The organism is Algoriphagus sp. 10J20-15, from assembly GCF_055809615.1.
Genome location: NZ_JBVVUG010000019.1, coordinates 43,453 through 66,650 on the forward strand (window position 1 = coordinate 43,453; position 23,198 = coordinate 66,650).

Annotated in this window: 25 protein-coding genes and 4 pseudogenes; 12 read left to right on the plus strand and 17 right to left on the minus strand. The window is 40.0% G+C overall.

The genetic code is table 11. The features are described 5' to 3' along the window. Positions 1-55: 55 nt before the first annotated feature. Positions 56-988, minus strand: a complete 933-nt coding sequence (locus AC0L6R_RS08110) for an aldo/keto reductase (protein WP_473270727.1) — start codon at positions 986-988, stop codon at positions 56-58. Between the two features lie 136 nt (positions 989-1,124). Continuing rightward, on the minus strand, positions 1,125-2,207 hold the full coding sequence (locus tag AC0L6R_RS08115; protein ID WP_473270728.1) for a serine hydrolase domain-containing protein: 1,083 nt from the start codon (positions 2,205-2,207) through the stop codon (positions 1,125-1,127). Between the two features lie 207 nt (positions 2,208-2,414). On the opposite strand from AC0L6R_RS08115, the gene AC0L6R_RS08120 reads away from it, so the two are divergent. The 3 genes from AC0L6R_RS08120 to AC0L6R_RS08130 all read left to right on the plus strand — a co-directional run bounded on the left by AC0L6R_RS08120 (position 2,415) and on the right by AC0L6R_RS08130 (position 5,943). After that, entirely contained in the window at positions 2,415-4,493 is a 2,079-nt protein-coding gene (locus AC0L6R_RS08120; protein ID WP_473270729.1) for a S9 family peptidase, read from the plus strand. Between the two features lie 222 nt (positions 4,494-4,715). Further along, positions 4,716-5,147 carry a hypothetical protein gene (locus tag AC0L6R_RS08125; RefSeq protein WP_473270730.1) on the plus strand — a complete coding sequence of 144 codons (432 nt, stop codon included), beginning with the start codon at positions 4,716-4,718 and terminating at the stop codon, positions 5,145-5,147. Between the two features lies 1 nt (position 5,148). Continuing rightward, on the plus strand, positions 5,149-5,943 hold the full coding sequence (locus tag AC0L6R_RS08130; RefSeq protein WP_473270731.1) for a hypothetical protein: 795 nt from the start codon (positions 5,149-5,151) through the stop codon (positions 5,941-5,943). A gap of 9 nt (positions 5,944-5,952) precedes the next feature. On the opposite strand, the gene AC0L6R_RS08135 is transcribed toward AC0L6R_RS08130, so the two are convergent. From AC0L6R_RS08135 to AC0L6R_RS08145, 3 genes are all read right to left on the minus strand, one after another. Continuing rightward, entirely contained in the window at positions 5,953-6,525 is a 573-nt protein-coding gene (locus AC0L6R_RS08135) for an amidohydrolase family protein (RefSeq protein WP_473270732.1), read from the minus strand. Further along, positions 6,479-6,766, minus strand: coding sequence for a hypothetical protein (locus AC0L6R_RS08140; protein WP_473270733.1), 288 nt, complete (start codon positions 6,764-6,766; stop codon positions 6,479-6,481). The genes AC0L6R_RS08135 and AC0L6R_RS08140 overlap by 47 nt, the downstream gene beginning before the upstream one ends. 94 nt (positions 6,767-6,860) lie before the next feature. After that, entirely contained in the window at positions 6,861-7,520 is a 660-nt protein-coding gene (locus tag AC0L6R_RS08145) for a metal-dependent transcriptional regulator (RefSeq protein WP_473270734.1), read from the minus strand. Positions 7,521-7,631: 111 nt separating this feature from the next. Here AC0L6R_RS08145 and AC0L6R_RS08150 point away from each other — a divergent pair, with 111 nt between their 5' ends. The 3 genes from AC0L6R_RS08150 to AC0L6R_RS08160 are packed head-to-tail and all read left to right on the plus strand — an operon-like array spanning position 7,632 to position 9,916. Further along, positions 7,632-8,972 carry a TonB-dependent receptor gene (locus AC0L6R_RS08150; protein ID WP_473270735.1) on the plus strand — a complete coding sequence of 447 codons (1,341 nt, stop codon included), beginning with the start codon at positions 7,632-7,634 and terminating at the stop codon, positions 8,970-8,972. Beyond that, positions 8,884-9,258: a TonB-dependent receptor domain-containing protein gene (locus AC0L6R_RS08155; protein WP_473270736.1), complete on the plus strand. Its 375-nt coding sequence runs from the start codon at positions 8,884-8,886 to the stop codon at positions 9,256-9,258. Before AC0L6R_RS08150 ends, AC0L6R_RS08155 begins: the two co-directional genes overlap by 89 nt. Beyond that, on the plus strand, positions 9,233-9,916 hold the full coding sequence (locus tag AC0L6R_RS08160; RefSeq protein WP_473270793.1) for a TonB-dependent receptor domain-containing protein: 684 nt from the start codon (positions 9,233-9,235) through the stop codon (positions 9,914-9,916). The genes AC0L6R_RS08155 and AC0L6R_RS08160 overlap by 26 nt, the downstream gene beginning before the upstream one ends. A 109-nt stretch (positions 9,917-10,025) precedes the next feature. On the opposite strand, the gene AC0L6R_RS08165 is transcribed toward AC0L6R_RS08160, so the two are convergent. After that, positions 10,026-10,400, minus strand: coding sequence for a CHY zinc finger protein (locus AC0L6R_RS08165; protein WP_283411053.1), 375 nt, complete (start codon positions 10,398-10,400; stop codon positions 10,026-10,028). A gap of 406 nt (positions 10,401-10,806) precedes the next feature. On the opposite strand from AC0L6R_RS08165, the pseudogene AC0L6R_RS08170 reads away from it, so the two are divergent. The 3 genes and pseudogenes from AC0L6R_RS08170 to AC0L6R_RS08180 form a co-directional block, all read left to right on the plus strand. Beyond that, a pseudogene (locus tag AC0L6R_RS08170) lies at positions 10,807-10,917 on the plus strand (hypothetical protein); the annotation flags it as partial. Between the two features lie 76 nt (positions 10,918-10,993). Further along, positions 10,994-11,320 (plus strand): DUF2254 family protein, encoded by a 327-nt coding sequence (locus AC0L6R_RS08175; RefSeq protein WP_473270795.1) that lies wholly within the window; start codon positions 10,994-10,996, stop codon positions 11,318-11,320. 34 nt (positions 11,321-11,354) lie between these two features. Then, a pseudogene (locus AC0L6R_RS08180) lies at positions 11,355-11,884 on the plus strand (DUF2254 family protein). Positions 11,885-11,986: 102 nt separating this feature from the next. On the opposite strand, the gene AC0L6R_RS08185 reads toward AC0L6R_RS08180, so the two are convergent. The 11 genes and pseudogenes from AC0L6R_RS08185 to AC0L6R_RS08235 form a co-directional block, all read right to left on the minus strand. Next, positions 11,987-12,229, minus strand: coding sequence for an AAA family ATPase (locus AC0L6R_RS08185; RefSeq protein WP_473270737.1), 243 nt, complete (start codon positions 12,227-12,229; stop codon positions 11,987-11,989). Beyond that, a complete protein-coding gene (locus AC0L6R_RS08190) occupies positions 12,216-12,410 on the minus strand; it encodes a hypothetical protein (RefSeq protein ID WP_473270738.1) in 195 nt (64 codons plus the stop codon). Before AC0L6R_RS08190 ends, AC0L6R_RS08185 begins: the two co-directional genes overlap by 14 nt. A gap of 124 nt (positions 12,411-12,534) precedes the next feature. Further along, positions 12,535-12,750: an AAA family ATPase gene (locus tag AC0L6R_RS08195; RefSeq protein ID WP_473270740.1), complete on the minus strand. Its 216-nt coding sequence runs from the start codon at positions 12,748-12,750 to the stop codon at positions 12,535-12,537. Positions 12,751-12,821: 71 nt separating this feature from the next. After that, positions 12,822-13,067 (minus strand): heavy-metal-associated domain-containing protein, encoded by a 246-nt coding sequence (locus AC0L6R_RS08200; RefSeq protein WP_473270741.1) that lies wholly within the window; start codon positions 13,065-13,067, stop codon positions 12,822-12,824. Between the two features lie 136 nt (positions 13,068-13,203). Then, positions 13,204-15,433 (minus strand): annotated as a pseudogene (locus AC0L6R_RS08205) (heavy metal translocating P-type ATPase). Between the two features lie 220 nt (positions 15,434-15,653). Then, positions 15,654-17,584, minus strand: a pseudogene (locus tag AC0L6R_RS08210) (c-type cytochrome). Between the two features lie 11 nt (positions 17,585-17,595). Then, on the minus strand, positions 17,596-18,306 hold the full coding sequence (locus AC0L6R_RS08215; RefSeq protein WP_473270742.1) for a hypothetical protein: 711 nt from the start codon (positions 18,304-18,306) through the stop codon (positions 17,596-17,598). Then, positions 18,200-18,631, minus strand: coding sequence for a hypothetical protein (locus tag AC0L6R_RS08220; RefSeq protein WP_473270743.1), 432 nt, complete (start codon positions 18,629-18,631; stop codon positions 18,200-18,202). Before AC0L6R_RS08220 ends, AC0L6R_RS08215 begins: the two co-directional genes overlap by 107 nt. Before the next feature lie 47 nt (positions 18,632-18,678). Further along, positions 18,679-19,362, minus strand: a complete 684-nt coding sequence (locus AC0L6R_RS08225; RefSeq protein WP_473270744.1) for a 3-keto-disaccharide hydrolase — start codon at positions 19,360-19,362, stop codon at positions 18,679-18,681. 224 nt (positions 19,363-19,586) lie between these two features. Beyond that, the gene (locus tag AC0L6R_RS08230; protein ID WP_473270745.1) at positions 19,587-20,150 is read right to left on the minus strand and encodes a helix-turn-helix domain-containing protein; all 564 of its coding nucleotides are present in this window, start codon (positions 20,148-20,150) and stop codon (positions 19,587-19,589) included. Between the two features lie 127 nt (positions 20,151-20,277). Next, a complete protein-coding gene (locus tag AC0L6R_RS08235) occupies positions 20,278-20,634 on the minus strand; it encodes a DoxX family protein (protein ID WP_473270747.1) in 357 nt (118 codons plus the stop codon). Positions 20,635-20,751: 117 nt separating this feature from the next. Between AC0L6R_RS08235 and AC0L6R_RS08240 the strand changes: the two genes are divergently transcribed. From AC0L6R_RS08240 to AC0L6R_RS08250, 3 genes are all read left to right on the plus strand, one after another. Continuing rightward, positions 20,752-21,144 (plus strand): winged helix-turn-helix transcriptional regulator, encoded by a 393-nt coding sequence (locus tag AC0L6R_RS08240; RefSeq protein ID WP_283411044.1) that lies wholly within the window; start codon positions 20,752-20,754, stop codon positions 21,142-21,144. 128 nt (positions 21,145-21,272) lie between these two features. Continuing rightward, entirely contained in the window at positions 21,273-21,734 is a 462-nt protein-coding gene (locus AC0L6R_RS08245) for a GbsR/MarR family transcriptional regulator (protein ID WP_283411043.1), read from the plus strand. 72 nt (positions 21,735-21,806) lie between these two features. After that, positions 21,807-23,174 (plus strand): TolC family protein, encoded by a 1,368-nt coding sequence (locus tag AC0L6R_RS08250; protein ID WP_283411042.1) that lies wholly within the window; start codon positions 21,807-21,809, stop codon positions 23,172-23,174. Positions 23,175-23,198 lie beyond the last annotated feature (24 nt).

Consider the following 23,198-nt stretch of genomic DNA (forward strand, 5'->3'; position numbering starts at 1 on the left):
CTCTCCGTTGTTTGCGATGAACGCCACTTCCGTCTCCCGTCTTCGGTCTCCCAGCTTATATATTATTCTCAAGTTTCCCTTCGTACCACATTTGGTTTTTGACTGGAGCGACAAGCGTTTCGATTTCTTCCAAAAGTCCATCAGGAATTCGGAAATCAATCACGCCTACGTTCTGGGTGATGGTGGCTAAATCACACATTCCTACGATTGTGGTAGAAATATCAGGATGATCCAAGGCGTAGCGAATAGCCACATCGCTTAGCTTCACTCCATAGCTAACGCAAAGAGCCAAGAGTTTGGATTGCATATCCTTCATTGCTTGCGGAGAACGATGCCATGCTGGCAATGGAGCATCCGATAGAATGCGTTGCATCAAAGGTGCAGCGTTCATCAGACCGAAGCCTTTCTTCTTCGAAAGTGGCACGAGTTCACGGTTGATTTCATCCTCCAGCAAATTATAATGTGCCCAGGATAGAACTGTGTCCACGTCTATATTTCTCGTTATTTCAGCAAGGTAGTTTACCGGTAAACCTGTGATCCCTATGAATCGTGCTTTTCCGGATTCTTTGAGTTTGACTAAGGTTGGCCAGGCTTCATTAAGAATTTGTTCTTTTTCTACAAACTCAATGTCGTGGAGCTGAAGTACATCTATATAGTCTGTTTTCAGTCTGGCAAGAGATTCATCTACACTTTTTAGAATTCTTTTTTCAGAAAAATCAAATTCTTGTAAGTCATATCTCCCACATTTAGTTGCTAAAATCACTTTGTCCCGCTTTCCTTCTAAAGCATTTCCAAGTCGCTTTTCTGCCAGGGTAAGGCCATAAAAGGGAGAGACATCGAAAAAATTAACACCATGATCGATCGCATAGGCCACGGCTCGGTAACCGTCTTTTTCGTCAGAAACATTAAAAACATCTCCCATAGGCGACGCTCCAAATCCTAGAATGGAAAGGTCCAAACCAGTGTTTCCTAACTTTCTGTATTCCATAAATAAGGTTATAGTAGGGTTTTTTACTTTACAAATCCAATATATGGAGATTTTGTGAGGAGGGAAATTCAATTCATAAGGATCAGGGGGTTGTTGCAGAGATGATCTCAATAGAACATATAAATTAATCTGGTAGCTAAAAATTCTCCAAGGTAAGGTGAGCAATATCTCTAGTCAAAGTAGTAGGCGAATTGCAGTCGCAATTGCTAAATCCGATCACATAAATATCTTCTTCGGGTAAATAGACTCCCATGGATTTGAAGCCGAAAATACTTCCACCATGCTCTAAACTAGGGGAGTCATCTATATTGCTGATATGCCAGCCGTAGCCGTAATTGATCTTGTCGCCGTTGTTCAAGGTGTGATTTTCAAAAGCGTTGGCCTTGGTTTCTGCTTTGATAAGCGAATTCTTTTTGAGCGCTTCATTCCATTTGAGCATGTCATCTACGGTGGACATCAGCGAGCCGGAAGAATACGGCAAACTCAAACTGATGTAATTCTTATTTACATAATTATCTTTTTGATGATAACCATAGGCTCGGTTTTCTATGACCTGGGAATGGCTGGCGTATTGGGAAGAATTCATTCCGAGTTTTTGAAAAATATTGTCTTGGACAAAATCAGCAAAAGTTTTTCCTGATAGCTTTTCGATGATATATCCCAAAACCACATAGCCTGAGTTGTTGTATTTGAACTCCTCTCCGGGCTCAAAATCCATCGGTTCGTTTTTGAAGAAATCTACCAGTTCGGCAGGAGTAAGATCTTGCCTTTCGATAGCTCTTAAAGACTTCATACTGGTGAAGCTTTTTATTCCAGATGTGTGAGTTAACAGATGATGGACTGTGATTCTTTTGCCTTGAGTAGGGTAGTCTGGGATAAATTTCGTGATTTCATCATCAAGCTGAAGCTTTCCTTGCTCCTGTAGCATCAAAATAGAAATGGCAGTAAACTGCTTGGTCATGGAACCAATTTCAAAGACATTTGCGGGAGTCATGGAGACATTGAGTTCTAAGTTTGCCTTCCCAAATGCTTTTCTATAAATAGGTTCGCCAGCTTTTGCCACTAAGAAAACTGCTCCTGGACCATCTGGTGAAAAAGTGGTTTCCAGCAAAGAGTCAATCTTAACTGCTAATGATTGAGAAAATGCAGATAGAGAATTAAGTTGTAAGAGGAAAAATATTCCTGAGAAAAGCTTAAATGCTGAATTTAAGGGCTTCATAATGAAAGTCAGTTGATTATCCTTAGGATGCACAATATTCCTTCTTGGTTACAAATTTCTAAGCCGGGTAATCAGATTTTACCTGAATGACATTAGCGTGAAAAGTAATATTTAATGAGTCCCAGCAACCTATCGTGTATTTATCCCTGCTTTTTACAGCTAAAAATAGTATCATCGCAACTAGAATAAACTTAACCCGAATAGTATATGAAGAATAAGTTCTTCCTTACAATGGCTGCGGCTTTAGCTACAACCATTTCAGTTTCACAAGCTCAAGACAAGCTAAAAAGCATGCCTGGCTATGAGCAATATCAAAAAATAGCCCCTCAATTGAGGTCTGCGGTAAAACCTGGAAGCCTAAATGTAACTTGGGCTGAAGACAGCAAATCTTTTGAATATGTCGAAAATGGCAAACTTCAGTCTTTTTCTGTAAAAACAAAAAAAGCGACGGAAGCTGGAGAAATCCCTAAGCCTGAGCGAAGAGCTTGGAACCGACCAGCCAGAGGGCGTCAGTTTGATTCAGCAGAGTCTCCCGATGGCAAATACAAAGCATTCACCAAGGATAGAAATATGTTCCTCAGCAATGCTGATGGTAGCAATGTAATAGCTATCACCACGGATGGCAACGAAGAAAATCAGATTAAATACGGGATTGCTACTTGGGTTTATGGTGAGGAATTAAGCCAAAACACTGCCATGTGGTGGTCTCCTGATGGTAGCAAAATCGCTTTCTATAGATTTGATGAAAAGGATGTAAAAAAATATTATGTGCTTTTGAATCAGTTGGAATTATATGATTCCTTAGAAGTAGAGGCCTACCCAAAAGTTGGTGAGCCAAATCTTCCAGTTGATTTGATGGTCTATGACTTGGCTACAAAAAAGATGACCGAATTGGACATCAGAGATGGTAAGCCTTACAGTGACGGGGATTTAGGAACTTACATTTATGATCTGTCTTGGACTCCTGATGGCAAAGAATTGCTTTTCCACAGCACTAACAGACGTCAGAATATCCTTGAGCTTCGCGCTGCCAACCCGGAAACTGGTAAAAGTAGAACGGTGATCCGTGAAGAGTGGCTTCCAAGTTTTGTGGAGAATTCTCCTGAAATGAAAGTTTTGGAAGATGGTGAGCACTTTATATGGGCTTCCGAGAGATCAGGTTTCAATAATTACTACTTGTATAATTTTGATGGAACATTGGTCAATGCTATTACCACTCATCCTTTTGAGGTTTCTAATATCGTCAAAGTGGATGAGGATGCTGAGTTACTTTATTACATGGCTCGTAGTGGAGACAATCACATGCTAATGCAGCTTCACCGTGTACAATTGGATGGTAAGAAAGATACTAGATTGACTGATCCTTCACTAAATCACTCAGTATCGATTTCTCCGGACGGAAAATATTTTGTGGATATAGCCCAAACTCATGACATCCCTCCATTCACTAATTTGGTGGATGCCAAAGGTAAAGTGGTCGCTGAGTTGGCGAAAAGTGACATGAGCAAATTTGAGGAGCTTGGCTTGAAAAAAGTTGAGGTATTCACCTTTACTTCTAAAGACGGTGTGACGGAATTACATGGAATGATTCACTTCCCATCTGATTTTGATCCTAGCAAAAAGTATCCTGTTATCTTAAGTAATTACGGTGGACCAGCTACAAATGCATTTCGCGAGAACTTTACACTTCCGGATCCATTGACAGAATATGGCTTTCTGGTATTGAATATCGATGGTAGAAATGTAAAAGGTAGAGGTAAGAAATTACTAGATCAGTTATACGGAAATCTCGGTTTGGTTGAGATGGATGATTTTGCCGAAGGCATCAAATCACTTCATGACAGACCTTATTTCGATAAGGATAGAGTAGGTGTTTACGGGACGTCTTATGGTGGAACTACCGCAGCTTCCATGTTGCTTAGATTCCCAGAGTTGGTTCACGCGGCTGTTGCAAACTCTTCAGTAACGGACTGGAGATTGTATGATAATATCTATACAGAGCGTTTCATGAGTACGTTGGATAATAATGAGGAAGGTTACAATAGATTTAGCCTGATGAACAAAGCAGACCAATTACAAGGCGAATTGTTGATTTTCTTTGGAACTGCAGATAACAACGTACACCCTTCCAATTCTTTGATGCTGATCAAAGCGTTTCAGGATGCAGGCAAAAGCATTGAAGTTCAGATCGCTCCAGATGGAGGTCATACTGCCTTGAACAGAGACAGAATGATGGAGTTTTTCATCAAGCATTTGGTGACCGATTACAAAAAAGTAGTTCGCTAACCTTATTTAGATTTTCATAGAAAAACCACCTTCTGAGAGATCGGCAGGTGGTTTTTTGCTTTTTAGGCGTCTTGTGTTTCAGGAAATGAGGTAAGTGACTTTCTTTTTGAAATAATTGAAAAAGTTCTATTCAGAAGCACTCATAAAATTAGTTAAGAGCCTGATTTTCGTTTCCTTAATTTTAGATTTTCACCTATTTTGACAAGGTAATTTATCTAAACTATGAAGAAAATAACTGTTTTAAAGGGCTTTTTGATGATCTGGGTAGGTCTCTATATTTTTATTTATGGATTTCCTTTTCCTCTGGATAACATCCCTTTTACTTACGAATTATTCAGCAAGTATTTTATTCAGTTAAAGACCAGTTTTATACTTTTTTTCGGCAAATCTATTCTTGGAATTGAAACTCTTGAAAAAATTGAGATGACTGGAAGTGGTGATACTACTTTTGATTATGTAATGATTCCAGCAATGATCATCGTGTCATTCGTCATTAGTTTGATCATGATTTTCATAAAGAAAGTGCGGGAAAATGCCAGTGGTTTCTACAAATGGTCATTGGTGTATGCACGTTATTTTGTTGGGCTAACGCTCATTTCCTATGGAGTAGCCAAATTTCTGGTTGGTCAATTCCCTGAACCGAAGTCTATATAGTATGGACGTACTTTACGGGGAAATGTCTCCTATGGGCTTAGCATGGAGGTTTTTTGGTTATTCTGATACCTATAAAATATTCATGGGTGTATCTGAAATCCTTGCTGGATTTTTATTGCTTTTCCGACGTACCGTTGTATTAGGCGCTTTAATGTCAATTGCCGTTTGTACCAATATAGTTTTAGTGAATTTCTCTTTCGACGTACCCGTAAAGCTATTTTCATCGCATCTTCTCGTTTTCTCCATTCTGGTATTATTACCTAGTTTGAAATCAATTTTTGATTTTTTTCTTCTTCAAAAGACTACCAGCTTGGGAGAGCTAAAGCCGTATTTCACGAAAAGGAAATACCAGATTATCTGGCTTTTAATCAATATCTACTATGTTGGTGTTATTCCAATTACGAGAATGGTTGGTCATTATCAAGGGCAAAAATTTCGGGTACACCAAAATGAGTGGGAGGGAATCTATAGTGGATTCGAGGCTGATGAGGCTATAGCTTGGGACAAAGTAGTGGTGGAATCTAACTACTTAATGTTAATAAGAAAAGATGGAGAAAGGGAGTTTCTATCTATTCAAGAAATCAATCCTGATGGGAAAATCAGCATTAAAAACCGTGAGAATGAAGAAGAGCCGGATGAGCTATCCATAAGAGAACTCTCTGATCAGGAATATGAACTTGAGTTGAAGATAGGCGAGAATATCAGCAAAGTAAATGGTACTCGAAAACTGGTGTCAGAATATCCACTTGTCGCAAGAGGGTTTCATTGGATTAATGAATACCCTTACAATCGATAGTTTAGAAACTTATTTAAAACTGCTGACATCAAGCTTGAATAATTCAGCCGCATTTTTCCACAAGATCATTTCTTTCTTTTCCTCAGGCAGCTCTAAGTTTTTCATGAAGTTTAAATAAGATTTCATAGAAGAAATTGGCCAATCTGTTCCGTAAAGGAGATACTTGGGATTTCCTGCATAAGTGATCATTTGCTCCAGTTCATTTTTCATCCAGCGCTCAAATTTCTCCGAGAAATCTCCAAGAACCAATCCGGAAAAGTCGGCATGAACATTCTTGTTTTTGTAGGTGACCTCCATGCAGTCTTTGATCCATGGATTTCCTACATGACAGATTACAATTTTCAAATCAGGATAATCCACAGCGAGATCATCATGATGTATAGGATGGGAATATTTTACCCGTCCTGTGGGTGCATAGGTGTCCCCGGAGTGAAACATGACAGGCACGTCATACTCGATTGCCATATCATAAACTACTTTAAGGCGTGCATCACTGGGGTAAAATGGTTCGTAGCCAGGATAAAGTTTCAATCCTTTAATCAGGCCAGCTTCCAGGGTATTCTGCGATTTCCCGGAGATCATGGTGATTGTAATTAAGGTAACTGATGCCTGCTACTACACCCAGGTTTTTCCTGTCAGCAATAGCCTCAACCACCTTTTTGGTACTTGGTCGGTGTTCATTGACTTTATAGGAAGTGAGGACAAGTGAGTAATCGACTTCATTCTCCTGCATGGTTTCAGTTAGCTTATTTAGACAGTCCTCCAAGGAAACAACACGTTCTTCATGGTAATTATTAATATGGGTGTGTACGTCGATGATCATGTTTATTAAATAGGTTTGAGTAAAATGTACCAAATATTTAACCAAAGAGGAAAAACTAGGAGGTAGTTTGAAAAGATATGTGGTTTGGAAATGCTTATTCTACTACTTTAACCAGCAGCTTCTCACAGACTTTTTCAGACAATGTTTCGCTCGAGTGATTTGGGTAGGAGACTACTATACTTTGATCATAAGCCTCTTTTGATAGGATTTTCAGTTCTGTCCCTAAACTCAAATTCCTGCCATTGAGAAATTCCAGAAACTCAGTAGAGGAGTTAGTAAGTGCAGCAAGTATCACAGTTTGACCGGCCTTACACTTCGATAGTGTAAGGTAATTAATCTCCTGGATTCGACCTTGCTTATCTGGAATCGGTGAGCCATGTGGATCTATAGTCGGGAATCCCATCATTTCATCCATGCGCTCAAAGAATTTTGGGGCATGAATATGTTCAACCTGCTCGGCAATTTCATGAACTTCCTCCCAGCCAAAACCCATTTTATTCACCAAAAACATTTCGGTCAATCGATGCTTTCGAATAATTAATGCTGCTTCTTTTTTTCCTTTTGGCGTCAGGGTGACAGGTTTATACTTTTCATAATTCAACCAACCATTTTTTTGGAGAGTCTTCACCATACTATTCACTGTGGGCATGCTGACTTGCATCTGGGCAGCTAATTCGGAGATATTCACCTCATTGTTTTCGTTTGCAAGGTTAAAAAGAGATTTCAGGTAGTTTTCCTCGGTTTGTGATGCCATAATCTATTGCTTTAGTATTCAAATATGCTGAATTATTTTTTAAAACAATTTTGTTAGACTAATCTAACAATGTAAATTTGCCGTATCTAATTTTAGAATTACTCCAAGTCTATGAGATACAATTACCTCTTTCTAGTATATGTTTTACTATTCTCTTTTGAGGCATATGGTCAAAGCTATTTGCTGAAAGGCAGGGTTTTGCATGGAGATGAACCGGTGGAATTTGCTAATGTTTATGTGAAAGGATTAGCGATTGGGGCAGTGACAGATGAATCAGGAGCCTTTTCTATTCCAATTTCTGAGTCAGGGACTTTTACTGTTCAAGCTTCCATGGTAGGATTTCAAACTTCTCAGCAGGTGGTTAAGAATCCAGGAGCAGACACCACCGCACTGCTTTTTATCTTGAGGGAAATGGATGGAGGTTTGGATGAGGTAGTAGTCAGTGGCACAATGCAGGAAGTTTCCAAATTGGATAGTCCAGTGCCAGTAGAGGTTTACAGCGCCAATTTTTTCCGGGCAAATCCTACGCCTTCAATTTTTGAATCCCTACAAAATGTAAATGGTGTCCGACCTCAGATCAATTGCAATGTTTGCAACACGGGCGATATTCATATCAATGGTTTGGAAGGGCCATACACCATGGTACTGATCGATGGGATGCCGATAGTGAGTGGCTTGGCAACAGTTTATGGATTGACAGGGATTCCTCAGGCGTTGATAGATAGAGTGGAAGTAGTGAAGGGTCCAGCGTCCACGCTTTATGGCTCGGAAGCTGTAGGTGGTTTGATTAATGTGATCACTAAAAAACCGGATTTTGCACCATTAGTTTCTACAGATTTCTTTTCAACTGGCTGGGGAGAGATGAATCTGGATTTAGGTTTGCGGTCTGATTGGGGTGAAAAAGTTCAATCTCTTACTGGTGTGAATGCTTTTTACTACGATAATCCAATAGATAATAATGGAGATGGTTTTACTGACGTGACCCTTTCAAAACGTCTTTCATTTTTCCAGAAAATCAATGTAAGCCGACCAGAAAATAGACTTTTTACGGTTGCTGGAAGATACGTCTATGAAGGTCGTCGGGGAGGAGAGATGAATTGGACAAATGAAGAAAGAGGTGGGGATCGGGTATATGGCGAGAGTATTTATACCAGCCGATGGGAAACTTTTGGTACCTGGCAATTGCCAACTTCAGAGACTATGAACTTTCAATTTTCTGTAAACGGGCACAACCAAAATTCTGTTTATGGAACGACTATTTTTAAAGCTGATCAATACATTGGTTATGGCCAATTTACTTGGGCAAAACCTGTTCAGGAACATAGTTTATTGATGGGCTTGGCCTATAGATATACTTTTTATGATGACAATACTTCAGCTACTTCTTCCTTGGCTTTGGAAGAAAATCTCCCTTTCAGTCATTCATTTACCCGGGATTTTTGTTCAGGATGAAATTAAGTTTGCTCCCAACCAGAGTTTACTATTAGGAGCTCGATACGATTACAATTCCATTCACGGGTCAATTTTTTCTCCCCGGGTGAATTACAAATTGGCTTCTGATGACAAGAGTACGGTATTTAGGCTGTCTGCTGGTAACGGGTTTAGAGTAGCAAATGTATTTACAGAAGATCATGCAGCGTTGACTGGTGCTAGGGATGTGATATTCACTGAGGAATTGAAACCGGGAGCAAAGCTGGAATGTAAATGCGAATCTGGTAAAGAAATTCTATACCGATAAGGGGACATTCCTAGGACTGGACGGGTCTGCATTTTACACCTATTTTACTAATCGGATTATTCCAGATTATGAGACGAATCCAAATCAGATTATTTATGCCAACCTCGACGGCTCAGCTGTATCAAAAGGGATTTCTTTGAATGCGGATATTGCTTGGGCGAATGGATTTGCAATTACAGCTGGAGGCACACTCATGGATGTAAGTATTGAAGAGGAAGGGGTTAAAATCCGTCAATTGCTCACCGAGCAATTTCGCGGAGTTTGGTCTGTTGGCTATGAGTTTTTCAGATTGGGTTTGACGATGGACTATACCGGAAATGTTTATAGTCCTATGCGCTTACCCTTGTTGGGGCCTTTCGATGATAGGCCAGCATATTCTCCTTGGTATAGTTTGCAGAATATCCAATTGACCAAGAAATTGGGAGAAAAATGGGAAGTGTATGGAGGAGTAAAAAATATCCTGAATTTCACTCCAGCAGCAAATTCCATTGCCAGAGCGTTTGATCCATTTGATAAAATCGTTGTTTTTGGTCCTAATGGAACGGTTATTCCTACTCCAGAAAATCCGAATGCTTTGACTTTTGACCCAACGTATGTCTATGCTCCAAATCAGGGGATAAGAGGATTTTTGGGATTGAGGTTTCTTTTAACAGAGTAAACGATATTAAGCGCCGAGGTCACTGAGGAGACGCGGAGATCGCAATTCTACTTTAAACTTTATTCTTTATAAATGGACTAGAACGTTGAATTTGACCATTGAAAATTGATCATTTATCTTCCGTCTCAAAATATAAGTGATAATGCTTACTACATCCCGGATTAAAAGCCGCTGTACATTTCGGACAAGTATTACCACTTTTTTGGTATTCACTGATGGTGAGTTCTGTGCCGCACACTCCGCAAAGGATCGCTTTAGCATCAAATTCTGTCTTTGGCCATACTTGAGGTTCGTGATCAGCTTCTTCTTCATGACAGGAAAAACATGGATAGTACTTTTCACAGCATTTGAATTTGATCGCGATTACATCCAAATCAGAATGCCAGTGCTGGCAACGGGTCTGGTTGTCAACTGTTTTTCCGTAAATATTTATTCCTTTGATTGTTGACTTTACAAGGGGTAAAGCTACGTTTTGTTGTGCCAAAACTTGGTTTGAAAATAGTAAAATGAAGACAATAAGGAGGGTTCTCTGTTTGTTTTGAAGGAGTTGCATAGGTAACTTGTGATTCAATATGTAGGCAAAGATAGGTGCTGAACTCAAGAAAATCATTGAAATTTCGATGGTTTACTTTGTCAACTGCAACAGTGATTCAATTTTGAATGACCTGCATAAATAGTACTGATTGGATTGTAAATTCACTTTTTTACCTCAAATTCGATTTATAGGTAATATTCGATTTGATAAAACGACCTCAAAAAAATGGATGAAATTAGGATGTGGCTGATTGCCAGGTATCAAAACATTATTTCCAGTATAGCCTTTATACCCGGTTGCATAAGCATCGTATTTTTGTTCATTGCCGCTTTAGTTTTTTCATTTGATCTTTCCAATGTCGGCCAAGAAGTCAAAACCGATATTCCTTGGCTCACGATCCAAAGATCCTTCCACTGCTCGTAGTCTCGGTGCTATTGCGGGAGGAATTATTTCTCTGACCGTTTTCAGCTTTTCCATGGTGATGATTGTCCTGAGTCAAGCAGCATCTCAGCCGAGTAACAGAGCGCCGGCAGAAACCTGCGATTGGAAACCGCTTTCAGCAAACAGTTTTAGGGATTTATATAGGGACCATCATTTACACTTTTTTTCTTTTCAGCACCATTCGCGAAACAGGGGATTCTTTTCAGATTCCGTCCCTGAGCATTTTTCTTTTGACCGTGATCACTGTTTTCGATATTTTTCTTTTCATTTATTTTCTTCATTATATCACCCAATCAGTTAAATACAATGTCATTATTGATCGAATCAAATCTTCCACCTTCGATGGGATGAGCGCATTTTGTAAGGAAAAAGAAGAGAGGAAAGAGGTGCCTGAATTTGCTGCAAAATCTATTGTTCGAGCCTCATAGATCAGGGGTTTTCGAAGGGTTTGATGATAAAGAAATGAAAGGATTTTTATCAAAAAGTAAGTGCAGTATGATGGCTATTTATCCTATGGGAACTTACGTGCTTCGTGGTCAGGCGATTATGAAATGCAGCCGAAATTTGGATGTTGAACAAGAGCAGCAGGCATTGCTGGGAGTGATCATGAGCAAGCAGGAGTGGGTAAGTCTACTCAATTATGAATATGGATATAGGCAACTATCCGAAATCGCCCTCAAAGCACTAAGTCCGGCAGAAATGATCCTGGAACCGCCATTCTCAGTCTTCGTGCTTTAGTGGATTTGTTAGGTTTCAGAGCTTTCAATTCCCCACCTTCTGTGCTTTACTGTGAGGATTTACCGTATAAAATCTACCGTAATGAATTAAGTTTTGATACGCTTTTTGAGCAAGCAATTTATCCGATTTGGGATTATGGTAAGGAGGACAGAATGCTTAGGCTTGAATTCAAAAATGTACTTCTGCAGCTTTCTGAAGTAGTTTCTTCCAAGCCTCTCACAGCACTTTTGAAGGAGGTAGAGCGAAAAAATTAGTAATCTCGTCCAGCATTACCTGGTTTTATTTAAGTTTCTCCAGCCAATGAAAAAGTTGACCTGCTTTATCTCTTTTACAAATGCCTTAAAAAAGCGTCCGGATTATTTAGGAAGTTTTTTTAGAGTGGTGAAATGCTCTGTATCTTCATAATTCACTCTCTGGATTTTCTCTCCAAACTGGAAAATAGTAGCGTTCGGTAAGGTCATCAAAATAGGAGAGTGGGTAGCGATGATAAATTGGCAACCATGATTCTCCGCTAGATTTTTGATCAGGGAAAAAAGCGCCAATTGACGCTGTGGAGATAGGGCTGCTTCAGGTTCGTCAATTGGATCAGATACCTTCATTTTGCAATCTCCCTTCCAAGACTTTCAAGAAGCCTTCTCCGTGCGAAACTTCGGTAAGATTTCCGTATTTCCTAAGTAGTGCTTCCTTTTGGCCTAAAATTGGTCCTACAGCTCGTTTTAGACCTGTTCCGCTCAACCGTTTCTCAAAATCTACAATATCGCCTTTCATCTCAGAATCCATGTTTTGGAGACGCTTGACGAAGCCAAAGTAATCCTCAGCCCGGAAAAAGAAGCCACGAAAAGCCCTGTCTTTCCATTGGGTGATAATTTGCTCACCATAGGTTTTGACTCCATCGAGGGTCTCATCACTTTCTAAATCTGTAATATCTTCCTATGGCCGGTAAATTCAGCTTGATAGCCAGGGCTTTAAGAAGCGTTGATTTTCCAGAGCCATTTTCTCCGACAAAAACTGTAATCGGACTTTCAAATGACAAGGTGCCCAGTTCCTTCAGCGCTTTCAGCGAAAAAGGAAACTGACGATCAGAGCTAGAAGGAAGATGAACTTGACGGAGGTAGTACATGATTTTAGTAGACTTAAGACATACGATGTTAGACTTTAGAACACTAGAGATTGGTGAATAGAAATTGGAAATTATGTCTCTAAGTAAGTTTGCCGTTTTGTTAAACTTACTCTGGTTTTGCGATGAATCCAGCTTTGAGTACTGTTTTTAAAGACTTCATCAGCTGTGATATCTTCAGATTCTACGGTGAGAGTTCTGTCATCACTTTGTAAATCTACAGACCAGGATTCGATTTTAGCTTCTGCGTTTAAAATAGGAGTGACCTTTGCCAAGCAATTGCCACAGTTGATGTTGGTTTTGAATTTTTGAGTTTTCATTTTTACTTAATGGAAGATTGGAAATTTAAAATATTGGAAAATTAGTTCGAAGGTTTTAATGTGGTAAAGCAGTAATAGTTTCTGTCCATGATCTTTGATACTTGGTACTTTGGACATGGTACTTAATACACGAACACTAAATTCTTTTTCCCTTCAATCGTAAGCTATTCAACACAACAGAAACAGAACTAAACGCCATCGCAGCTCCTGCGATCATGGGATCGAGCAGAAATCCATTGATTGGATACAACACGCCTGCAGCAATTGGAATTCCGATCAAATTGTAAATAAAGGCCCAAAACAGGTTTTCTTTGATTCCTCTTACGGTCATGTGTGATAAATTTAGAGCTTTTGGAATGGCTTCAAGATCCGAGGAAATGATCGTCATCTTTGCTACATCCATTGCGATATCTGATCCGTGGCCCATCGCAATACTAACATCGGCTTGTGCCAAAGCTTCTGAGTCATTGATTCCATCACCTACCATCGCAACTACTTTACCTTTCGCCTGAAGGTCTTTGACAAAGTCAGATTTGTCAGAAGGCATCACTTCAGCTTTGAAATGTGTCAACCCAACTTCCTGAGCCACCGCTTCAGCTGTTTGTTGATTGTCGCCAGTAAGCATGTAAACATCAATTCCTTTTTCTTTAAGCTTCTCTATAGCAGATTTCGAGCTTGGTTTAATTTGATCAGAAATTGCAATGACTGCAAGAACGGATTCTTCATTTGCGAAGAAAACAACTGTTTTGGCTTCCTTACTCCAGACTTTTACTTTGTCTTGAATTTCTGAATTCAATGAAATTCCCTGTTCCTTGATCAGGCTTAAATTTCCTACATATAAGGCTTCACTAGATTGGTTTTTAGCTGCTACGCCTTTACCGGTTAAGCTTTGGAAGTCTTTAAGCTCCGCAGATTTGAAACCTTCTCCACTCAATTTTTTACTGACTGCATCTGCTAAAGGATGTTCTGACTTTGATTCAATGGCAAGTAGGATAGGAGCAAACTTGGTTTTCAACTCTTCTGTTTCCCAATGAATATTGGAGACAGTTGGTTTCCCGGCAGTGATTGTACCGGTTTTGTCGAGGATGATTACATTGACTTTATGAGCGATTTCTAAGCTTTCAGCATCCTTGATAAGGATGTTATTTTCAGCTCCTTTTCCGATTCCAACCATGATAGCAGTTGGAGTTGCCAAACCAAGTGCACAGGGGCAGGCAATAACCAAAACTGCGACTGAGTTTAGAATCGCATGAGAAAGTGCATCTTCTCCGCCGATAATCATCCAGACAGCAAAGGTCAAAACTGCTATCGCTATGACAGTGGGGACAAAAATGGAAGCGATTTTATCGACCAGTTTCTGAACTGGAGCCTTAGATCCCTGAGCTTCTTGCACTCGTTTTATGATCTGCGAAAGCAATGTCTCAGTTCCAACTTTCTCTGCTTTGAAATGAAAACTTCCCTTTTGATTGATAGTGCCCGCAAAAACCTTATCACTTTCAGACTTCTCCACAGCCAAAGGTTCCCCACTAATCATGCTTTCATCCACAAAGGAATTTCCCGAGATCACTTTTCCATCAACAGGAATTTTTTCTTCAGGACGGACTATGATTTCATAATCTTTTTGAACTTCAGAAATGGGGATTTCTTTTTCAGCTCCATTAATCAAGGCCTTTAAAGTCTTGGGTTGAAGTCCCATTAGGTTTTTGAGTGCTGTAGAAGTTCTTGACTTCGCTTTCTCTTCCAGCAATTTTCCAAAAAGAATGAAAGTGATAATCACCGTAGCCGCTTCATAATACACATGTGGCTCAAAGCCTCGACTGATCCAAAACTCAGGAAAAATGGTATTGAATAAACTGAATATGAAAGCGATCGCAGTACTTAGCGCAACCAGTGTGTCCATATTGACACTTTTATTTTTTGCTTGCTTCCAAGCACTGGTAAAAAATCTTCTTCCAAAAACAGAAAGAACTGGAATAGCCAATGCTAAGGAAATCCATGTTTCCGGGCTCCCAATGCATATAAAACATTCCAAGGATAAATATTGGAAGGGTTAGAATAGCCGCTCCAATTGTGTGTTTTTTGAGCTCTTGATAATGTTCTCTTTGATTAGTCGAAACAGTTTCTTCTACATTTTCTTTCTCGGTGATCAGTCCGTATCCAACTGCTTCAAGCGCATCATTTAAACCTGCAGGGCTGATTTCGTCTGTGTATTCTACTAAGACAGTACTCGAAGCAAAGTTTACCTGAGCGGATTTAACTCCATCTGTATAGGAAAGAATTGTTTCTACGCTAGAAGCGCAGGCAGCGCAGGTCATGCCAGTTACCGGAAAAGTCTCTTTATGTATTACTTGATTTGATTCTTCCATAGGTTTTGTCTTTGATTGACAATACAAACTTAGCGAGACTTAGGGAGGTAAGTGTTATGGAATTATGTGAAGAAGTTATAAGATTTTGTGTAGTTAAAAGTCAACAGACCATAGACCATAGCCGTCTAGGGGGGGGGATACGCGGGTACTAGAAAAACTAAAAAAAGCTTAGCGAAGTAAATCGCTAAGCCTTTAAATCTAAACTACTGTGGACTAAAAATTATCTCAATGAATTAATCCATTTCGCGATTTTCATCGCATCTTCTTTTGATACCTGAGCCATTGGAGGCATAGGTGTAGCATAATCTGGCCAGTTTTGAGGCTCTGGATTATAAATCAACTCCACTATTCTCTCGTCAGAATATCTTCTCTTTGCTACATCTGTATAAGCTGGGCCTATTACTTTCTTGTCTTTCATATGACATGCTGAGCAGGTATTTTTTGCTAATAAAGTCTTGATCTCAGCATCTGAAGGTATCGCAGAAGTAACTGAAGTTGCCTTAACTGGTGCAGGCTTCGCAGCTGCTGCAACTTCTTTCTTAGTCTCCGGAGCCACCGGTGTTTTGATTACCATTTTAGTGCCAGCAGGAATATTGTGAAGCGTATAGTAAGCATCAGGGTGTACAAGTGAGAAGCTTCCATCAGCAGCTCTTACTCCGTTTAGGCTAAGCTTGTGTACGTAACTCTCTCTCAAACCTTCCACTGCAATTCTTGCAGACATGCCATCTGCAGCTACTTCTACACCTAGAATTTTTAGTGTTTTGTTATCTACAGGTGGACTTCCATACACTGGATAGTATTTGTAAGTAAAACTTTCTACTGCATAAGAAGTCAAATCTTCAGCAGTTGCTTTGTTCACCGGCTTGGTAAATTCAATCAAGAAACCATCAGGCTGAGCCTTAACAGTTCTCATTTCGAAAGGAATGTTGTGATTCCATACTAAACGCTGAAGACCTTCATTTGCCTCACCGGCAGAACCCCAACCGCGGTTGGTCTCACCGATAAACAAAGACTTATCCGGCGCCCAAGCCATTCTCAAAATACCAGACTGGAAACCAGATCTGAAATCTATAGAAGCACCTTGCATCACTCCATCTACTTCTTCAAGAACTACTCGCATGATCTTACTTTGACCTTGGTCACCTACCAAAACCTGACCACCAAAAGGACCGAAGTTTCCTTCAGGAATTACAATTGGTTCGGAGTTGGAAATACCTTGTATACCATGGGGCAACCAAACTGCTGGAAGCTTCAAGTCCGGAAGTTTTTCCTTCGCCTGTGCCATCGTGATGTAAGGAGCATCAATCACGTTTTCTGGTTTGAGAAAACCTCCATTTCCATTCGGTATTTTTTGTGGATCAACTACTTTATTGAATTCCTCAGTAGTCAATTTCAAAGGGGAGTCAGGAAGTCCAGTTGCGAGGCTAAGCCTGCCGGGTGACCAGTGAAATCACCTTTCTCGATGAACCAAAGTCCACCAGAACCCATGTAATCACCTTGATTTTCGGTGTAAACTAACTTGTCTCCAAGCATTCCCAGCCCAGCAGGAGATCTCATACCTGTAGCATAAGGTTCCATGCTTCCGTCACGGTTGATCTTCATGATCCAACCTCTCATTGGCACGCGGCTTTCGCCTCTCCACCATTCCTGATCGCCAAAAGCGACGTTTGCAGAAACGAAGAAAGAACCGTCAGGACCTACTTTAGGGCCAAAGCTATATTCATGGTAATGTGCAGAAATAGGCCAAGCATACACGGTTTCATATAAGTCAGCTGTTCCATCCTGGTCTGTATCAACTAATTTGGTCAACTCACCTCTTTGAGCCATATAAAAGGCTCCGTCTTCGTAGTGGAGTCCTAGGATTTCGTGAAGACCTGAAGCAAACTTTCTGAAGAATGGCTTAGAGCTAGTAGGATTTTCTACGATAAATACGTCCCCTCTACGAGTAGCCACACCTAGATCGCCATTTGGCAAAACGGTCAAACCACCCACTTCCAAGAGTGTACCTTCTGGAGCGGTAACTCGCATGATTTTAAAGAAATCCTCTTCTTTGGGAGATTCCTGTGCATCGACCTGCCCAGGCATCAGCTGAAATACAGCTGCTAGTCCAAAGGCGATTTTTGTGAATTTATTTTTTAGTAATGTGTTCATTTCGCGCTGGATTAAAAGAGAAGATTATAAACGATATTTCCCCTTGCAGGCAAGTAAATTCCGGCATTTCCCTCAGTAGTATGAGTCACTGGAGGTCCATAAGAAGACTCATCATATTCTAGATAAACACCAGTTTCAGGCAATAGATAATAGCCTTTGTTGATTTTTTGAATCTCAGTTCCAGCTGCTATTTTGTAAAAACCGTTGCCAATACCGGAAACAGTTCTGCTGATTCCTTTTCCTGATTCTAATACTTTGATCTCATCTTTCACAGATTGGCCAGAAAGAAGGTAAGAGAATACTACATCTTCGGAACCATTGATCAACTGGTAACCTTTAGTTCTGAACTCCTCAAGTGCTGAGTAATCACTGCTTACGGCATTAATTGCAGGAGCGGCTAAGTTGATCACGGCACCAAGTGGTACAGAAACCCCATTGCCTCGACTATTCCACATAGGAGTTGCATCCAGAAATTCACCCCTCCAAACTTGGATGAGCGTGCCTGTTTCTAAGTCGTAGGCATAATTCACTTGAGCTTTGCTGGCTACAGATACCACATGACTCAATCTCGGAGTATTAGGTACATCCCGGAAGCTGCGCAAAACAGGAGTTTCATCAGCATCTACCAAAATAGGATCGGTAGCTTGATTTGCTCCAGCTACGGAAACCAGCAGGTCTGTACTTTCTAAGTCCAGGTCCAGAAATTGCCAAGTTGAATCCATCAACAGACCAATTTCTATTTTTGGAAGCGATAATTTGAATAGGATTAGCTCCTGCTTGTAATTGCTTTCTAACTCTCACTCCTCTATCGGAAAGGTTAGAAATGCTTTCATTTCCTACAGCAAAACCAGCAAGTCCACCAGGAACTTGCATCGTGATTTGGTATTCACCAGCTTCAGCTACATTTAGGTTTGCTGAATATTTTGTCAGATTGACATCAGAGACAGAGGCAGGTACTTCATCCAGGGATGCTACACTACCTTTTGCTACAGCAGTTTTTCCGGCTAGCTCTTCCAGGGTTATTAAAAGAACCCTGGGAAGTTTCATAGCTTACCCCAGAGACGGTAGGAGTCTTGGCATCGAACGGAGTGATTTCAATGTTTCTGAAAGCTACAGCTCCATGATCTCCTTGGATTCTTAGAGGTCCTAAAGCTACATCTTCCCCAGTCATTGACCCGCGGGTAGGGCGGAAGAGCTTCCAGGTTTTCGTGGATAGTTACACCATTTAATTTCACAGAAAGGAAACGTGCATTTTCAGTTTTCTTTCCGGAAGCATCGAATTTGGCAGCTTGGAAAGAAACTTCCAGTTTTTGCCACACCCCAGGGGCTTTGCTTACGTTTTGGCGGGGAGCATAACCTTGGTAACCTTTTTGGCCGTCAGGCTTGCTCTCGTCCCAGCGCTGATAGATTCCACCATTATCACCAGGTTTGGTGTTGGTATTGGCCCAGCTATCCAAGATTTGGATTTCATAATTACCTTGAAGGTACACTCCTGAATTAGAACCTGGAGCGACCATGTACTCTAAAGAAAGATCTACGTCTCCGTATTTCTCAGTAGTTGTGATGTCTGCTCCATGGTTTTTCTTGGTAGGAAGATTTGCCATAATGCCAGACCCGCTGGTAGATTGTAGTTCATTAGGAATACCTGGATTTGCCCAGACTTTTCCTACTTCTGTCCAGCTGCCTTTGTTACCTTCGAAGGAACTTAGATCAAGCTTGACAGGATTTTGCTGTGCTTGCAGAGAACCGATCTGAATCGCCAGAGCAGCTGTAAGCAAGCAAACATGTTGTTCAAAATCATGTGAATTTGAGGGATTAATTGATAATACGAGGTTTAATAGAAAAAATCGAAATGTTAAATTTGCCGTTGATTTTTCTTTCAGGCTCAAAGATAAACGCTACAGGACTATCTGCAAGTAATTACCAATTAGGGATCGAAAAGCTTAAAGAAATTGGTGGTTTTGTTTCATTTCAGAACGGAAAAATCTGAATTGAAATGAGTTTATATTTTGTCTAGACTTTTACGAATACTATTAACTTGATTTTTAAAATCTGTGGGTGTCATTCCAGTCTCTTTTTTAAACTGGGAAGAAAGGTAGGCTACGCTACTATAATTGAGAAGATCGGCGATTTCTGAAAGACTTTTTTCATTGTAAAACATTAATTCCTTTACCCGCTCAATCTTCACTTTAGTAATGTACTTCTCAATAGTGATGCCTTCCACTTGGGAAAAGAGTTTACTCAGATATGTGTATTCATGATTTAACTTTTCTGAAATAAAGCTGGAATAGTTTTGAGACAAATCATTTGTAGAATGCTGTATCTGCTCAATCAAAATGCTTTTGATCTGGGAAATCAAAGAGGACTTGCCATCCTCAAGTAATTCAAAACCATCTGCCTGCAGTGACTCAGCCAAAGCTATTTTTTGTTGATTATTGGGAGATGAATCTAACCTGATTTTCCCTAAATCAACAGAGGAATAAGAGAGGCCCAAGGTATCCAAGGTCTTACTAACCGAAGCAATGCACCTAGGGCAAACCATATTTTTGACGTAGATCAGCGGCATAGTTTTTAAGGATTGTGGTTTAATAAATGTATTCAACCCGTTTAAAGTTCTGGTGCCTTCCAATTTTTAAATTAAAAAAGCATCCGTGGACTTCTCCTAGGATGCTTTTCATGACAAGATATTTTTATTAGCTGATTTTTGCTAAGAATACTCTCGAAACTGCCAATAACGCAAGGGCTACCAAAGGCATAATCATAGCGGAAACGGGATCTCCATTTGCTGAATGAGCAATGAACGCTGAGATGAAAGTGATACCAAATCCTGCATAAGCCCATTCTTTTACGAGTTTTGGGGAAAAAGGAAGCAGTAATACAAGTGCGCCTAGTGCTTTTGCAACTCCCAATTCTATTCGGAAGAAGTCCTTAAATCCCATTGCGGTAAATCCAGCCGATACATTTGGATCTGTGAAATAAGCATAAGCGCTGAAAAGCATCATCAATGAAACCAGTGAGGTGGATGTCCAATAAATTATTTTGTTCGTCATAAGATTGAAATATTTTTTGCAAACCTATGGTAATTAGCTATACATTTGTAAGTGCTATACTAAGATATAGTACTATACTTCGGTATAGTATAGCCTAATTCTATTTAAAAGGATGTTATGGAAAAGTTAGATAAGTCAAATCATACGCAATGCACAGGGATTATCCGCCCAGTTCAGGATGCGCTGGATGTATTGAATGGAAAATGGAAGCTGCCAATTATCGTAGCGTTACTGCATGGATACAAGCGATTTTCGGAAATTTCTAAGCAAGTCCCAGGGATAACAGACCGAATGCTTTCGAAAGAGCTTCGTGATCTGGAATTGAACCAGCTTGTGAAACGGTCGGTGTATGATACTTTTCCTGTGACAGTAGAATACACCATGACCAAGTACGGTGAGACGCTCAAAGATGTAATAGCTGCACTTCACGTATGGGGAGAGAATCACCGGAAAAGAATTTTCGGAGACGACTTACTGAAACAACCCGTAAATAAAGATCACTTAGGTTGATCTTCTCAAAACCGGGCAGAAAGTCATTGTCAAAAATATTTCATAAAACTTTGTTCTGTATTTGCAGAACTAACTGAACTTTGTTTACCTTTGTCCCGTTACTAGCCCATAACCCAAATAGAAAGAAGATGGTATTAACTGAAAGACATAAAGAATTAATCGAACGAATTGGTGTATTTCACGAGCATAAAGGAATGCAGCCATTGGTAGGTAGAATTATTGGTCTTCTATTGGTTCATGAAGAAGGTGAGGTTTCATTTGACGAAATCGTGGAGCAGCTCAGCGTAAGTAAAAGTGCGGTGAGTAATGCGCTTACTTTCCTTCAGGCTAAAGGAAGATGTGTTTATTCTACACGTCCAGGTGATCGTAAAAGATATTTTGCTCTGAAGGTGAGCGATTGGAGAGAGGACTTCCAAAAAGATTTAGAAAACATTTCTGAGATCCAGAAATTCATAGATGAAGTACTAGAAATTAGAACGGATAAGAATCCAGAATTCAACTGCAATATGAAAGACTTTTCTAATTTTTTAGGCTTCTTCAAAAAGGAGATTCCAGCTTTGTTTGAGCGCTTCAAAAGACAACAGGCTTAAAAAAATTTGAACAGTAAGTTCATAAAAAACAGAACCAACTATATATTTTATAACTAACTATTATTCAGCGACATGTTAAAGAAGTATTTAACGTATGCATTTTTCTTGATTGCTCCTGCAATGGCAATGGGGCAAGAGATGGTGCAAGAATTTAACCTCCCGGATACCCTCACTTTGAAAGAGAGTATTGAGATCGGTTTGGAAAACAACAGAACGCTGAAAAAGGCGATTCTGGATGAGGAGAAAGCTAAGTATCAGCGAAATGAGATCCGAGGAGCAGGTCTTCCGCAGTTCTCTGCCTACGGTCAGTACAATAATTTCTTGGACGTATTTCCTCAGGCAGTGCCAGGCGGGATTTTTGGTGGAGACCCAAATGACATTCAGGTAATTTCTCTTGGCGTTCCTCAGTCCTTAAAGGCTGGTTTTGAATTGAACCAGTTGATCTTCAGCAATTCCTATTTGATTGGTTTGAAAGCCGCGAAAACTGGAGAAGAGTTTTACCGAATTTTGGCTGAGAAGTCTGAAGAAGACGTAATTCATGAGATCTCAATGAATTACTTGGGAGTGATTCAATTGGAGCTTCAGAAAGAAAATTTACGGGCAAATATAGATCAGTTGGAAAGCTTGGAGAAAATCCTTCAATCTCAATATGAGAATGATTTGGCTAGAAAAGTGGATCTCAATCGTGTGAAGGTAAACCTTACTTCCATCAAAAGTGAGCAGGAAAATCTTGATATCGCTATCTACCAACAGGAAGGTTACTTGAAGTTATTGATGGGAATTCCTGTTGATACGGAGATCACTTTGGATCACTCAGTTGCGGACATGAACCAGAAAGTAAAGGATTTTCAAATCAATGATTTTAACATTTTTGATAGAAAAGATATCCAGGTGTTGGGAGTACAGGAGAAATTGTACGAATACGAATACAAAAATATCAAAGCGGCTCATCAGCCACAATTGGTTGGTTTTGCAGATTTCAATAAGAATGCCTTCTCTGACAGTTTCGATTTCCTAAGTCAAAACAAAGTTTGGTACCAAGGATTTTTGATTGGTGTGAAACTTCAGATTCCGATTTTTGACGGAATGCAGACTAAATACAAAGCCGCCCAGTCAAAGGTTGCTGCCCAGCAGTTAAGCCTCGATCGTCTTCAGGCTGAAGATGCTGCAGATTTGGAATACAAAAATGCACTGAACAAATACTACAATTCCTTAAGTACACTGGAATCTCTGGATAGTAACCTGGATTTGGCAAATGATGTACTTAGCGAGACCACTTTGCTATACAAGGAAGGGCTAAGCCCATTGACTGATTTGCTGGATGCGGAGACTACTCAGCGTGAAGCGCAAGCCAATTACAACAATCAAATCATACAGGTTCGAATCGCTCAATTAGAGATTCTGAACTCATCTGGAAAAATCAAAAACCTTTTACTCTAATAGAAAACTCATACCAACGAAACG

What these genes read in the sequence shown, in the direction of transcription:
- AC0L6R_RS08110 (WP_473270727.1), bottom strand. Translation starts at nt 988, where the DNA reads ATGGAATACAGAAAGTTAGGAAACACTGGTTTGGACCTTTCCATTCTA.
- AC0L6R_RS08120 (WP_473270729.1), top strand. Translation starts at nt 2,415, where the DNA reads ATGAAGAATAAGTTCTTCCTTACAATGGCTGCGGCTTTAGCTACAACC.
- AC0L6R_RS08135 (WP_473270732.1), bottom strand. Translation starts at nt 6,525, where the DNA reads ATGATCTCCGGGAAATCGCAGAATACCCTGGAAGCTGGCCTGATTAAA.
- AC0L6R_RS08140 (WP_473270733.1), bottom strand. Translation starts at nt 6,766, where the DNA reads ATGATCATCGACGTACACACCCATATTAATAATTACCATGAAGAACGT.
- AC0L6R_RS08155 (WP_473270736.1), top strand. Translation starts at nt 8,884, where the DNA reads ATGACAATACTTCAGCTACTTCTTCCTTGGCTTTGGAAGAAAATCTCC.
- AC0L6R_RS08185 (WP_473270737.1), bottom strand. Translation starts at nt 12,229, where the DNA reads ATGAAGGTATCTGATCCAATTGACGAACCTGAAGCAGCCCTATCTCCA.
- AC0L6R_RS08250 (WP_283411042.1), top strand. Translation starts at nt 21,807, where the DNA reads ATGTTAAAGAAGTATTTAACGTATGCATTTTTCTTGATTGCTCCTGCA.
- AC0L6R_RS08240 (WP_283411044.1), top strand. Translation starts at nt 20,752, where the DNA reads ATGGAAAAGTTAGATAAGTCAAATCATACGCAATGCACAGGGATTATC.
- AC0L6R_RS08195 (WP_473270740.1), bottom strand. Translation starts at nt 12,750, where the DNA reads ATGTACTACCTCCGTCAAGTTCATCTTCCTTCTAGCTCTGATCGTCAG.
- AC0L6R_RS08150 (WP_473270735.1), top strand. Translation starts at nt 7,632, where the DNA reads ATGAGATACAATTACCTCTTTCTAGTATATGTTTTACTATTCTCTTTT.
- AC0L6R_RS08215 (WP_473270742.1), bottom strand. Translation starts at nt 18,306, where the DNA reads ATGGATTCAACTTGGCAATTTCTGGACCTGGACTTAGAAAGTACAGAC.
- AC0L6R_RS08190 (WP_473270738.1), bottom strand. Translation starts at nt 12,410, where the DNA reads ATGGATTCTGAGATGAAAGGCGATATTGTAGATTTTGAGAAACGGTTG.
- AC0L6R_RS08230 (WP_473270745.1), bottom strand. Translation starts at nt 20,150, where the DNA reads ATGCCGCTGATCTACGTCAAAAATATGGTTTGCCCTAGGTGCATTGCT.
- AC0L6R_RS08145 (WP_473270734.1), bottom strand. Translation starts at nt 7,520, where the DNA reads ATGGCATCACAAACCGAGGAAAACTACCTGAAATCTCTTTTTAACCTT.
- AC0L6R_RS08235 (WP_473270747.1), bottom strand. Translation starts at nt 20,634, where the DNA reads ATGACGAACAAAATAATTTATTGGACATCCACCTCACTGGTTTCATTG.
- AC0L6R_RS08200 (WP_473270741.1), bottom strand. Translation starts at nt 13,067, where the DNA reads ATGAAAACTCAAAAATTCAAAACCAACATCAACTGTGGCAATTGCTTG.
- AC0L6R_RS08130 (WP_473270731.1), top strand. Translation starts at nt 5,149, where the DNA reads ATGGACGTACTTTACGGGGAAATGTCTCCTATGGGCTTAGCATGGAGG.
- AC0L6R_RS08220 (WP_473270743.1), bottom strand. Translation starts at nt 18,631, where the DNA reads ATGAAACTTCCCAGGGTTCTTTTAATAACCCTGGAAGAGCTAGCCGGA.
- AC0L6R_RS08115 (WP_473270728.1), bottom strand. Translation starts at nt 2,207, where the DNA reads ATGAAGCCCTTAAATTCAGCATTTAAGCTTTTCTCAGGAATATTTTTC.
- AC0L6R_RS08245 (WP_283411043.1), top strand. Translation starts at nt 21,273, where the DNA reads ATGGTATTAACTGAAAGACATAAAGAATTAATCGAACGAATTGGTGTA.
- AC0L6R_RS08125 (WP_473270730.1), top strand. Translation starts at nt 4,716, where the DNA reads ATGAAGAAAATAACTGTTTTAAAGGGCTTTTTGATGATCTGGGTAGGT.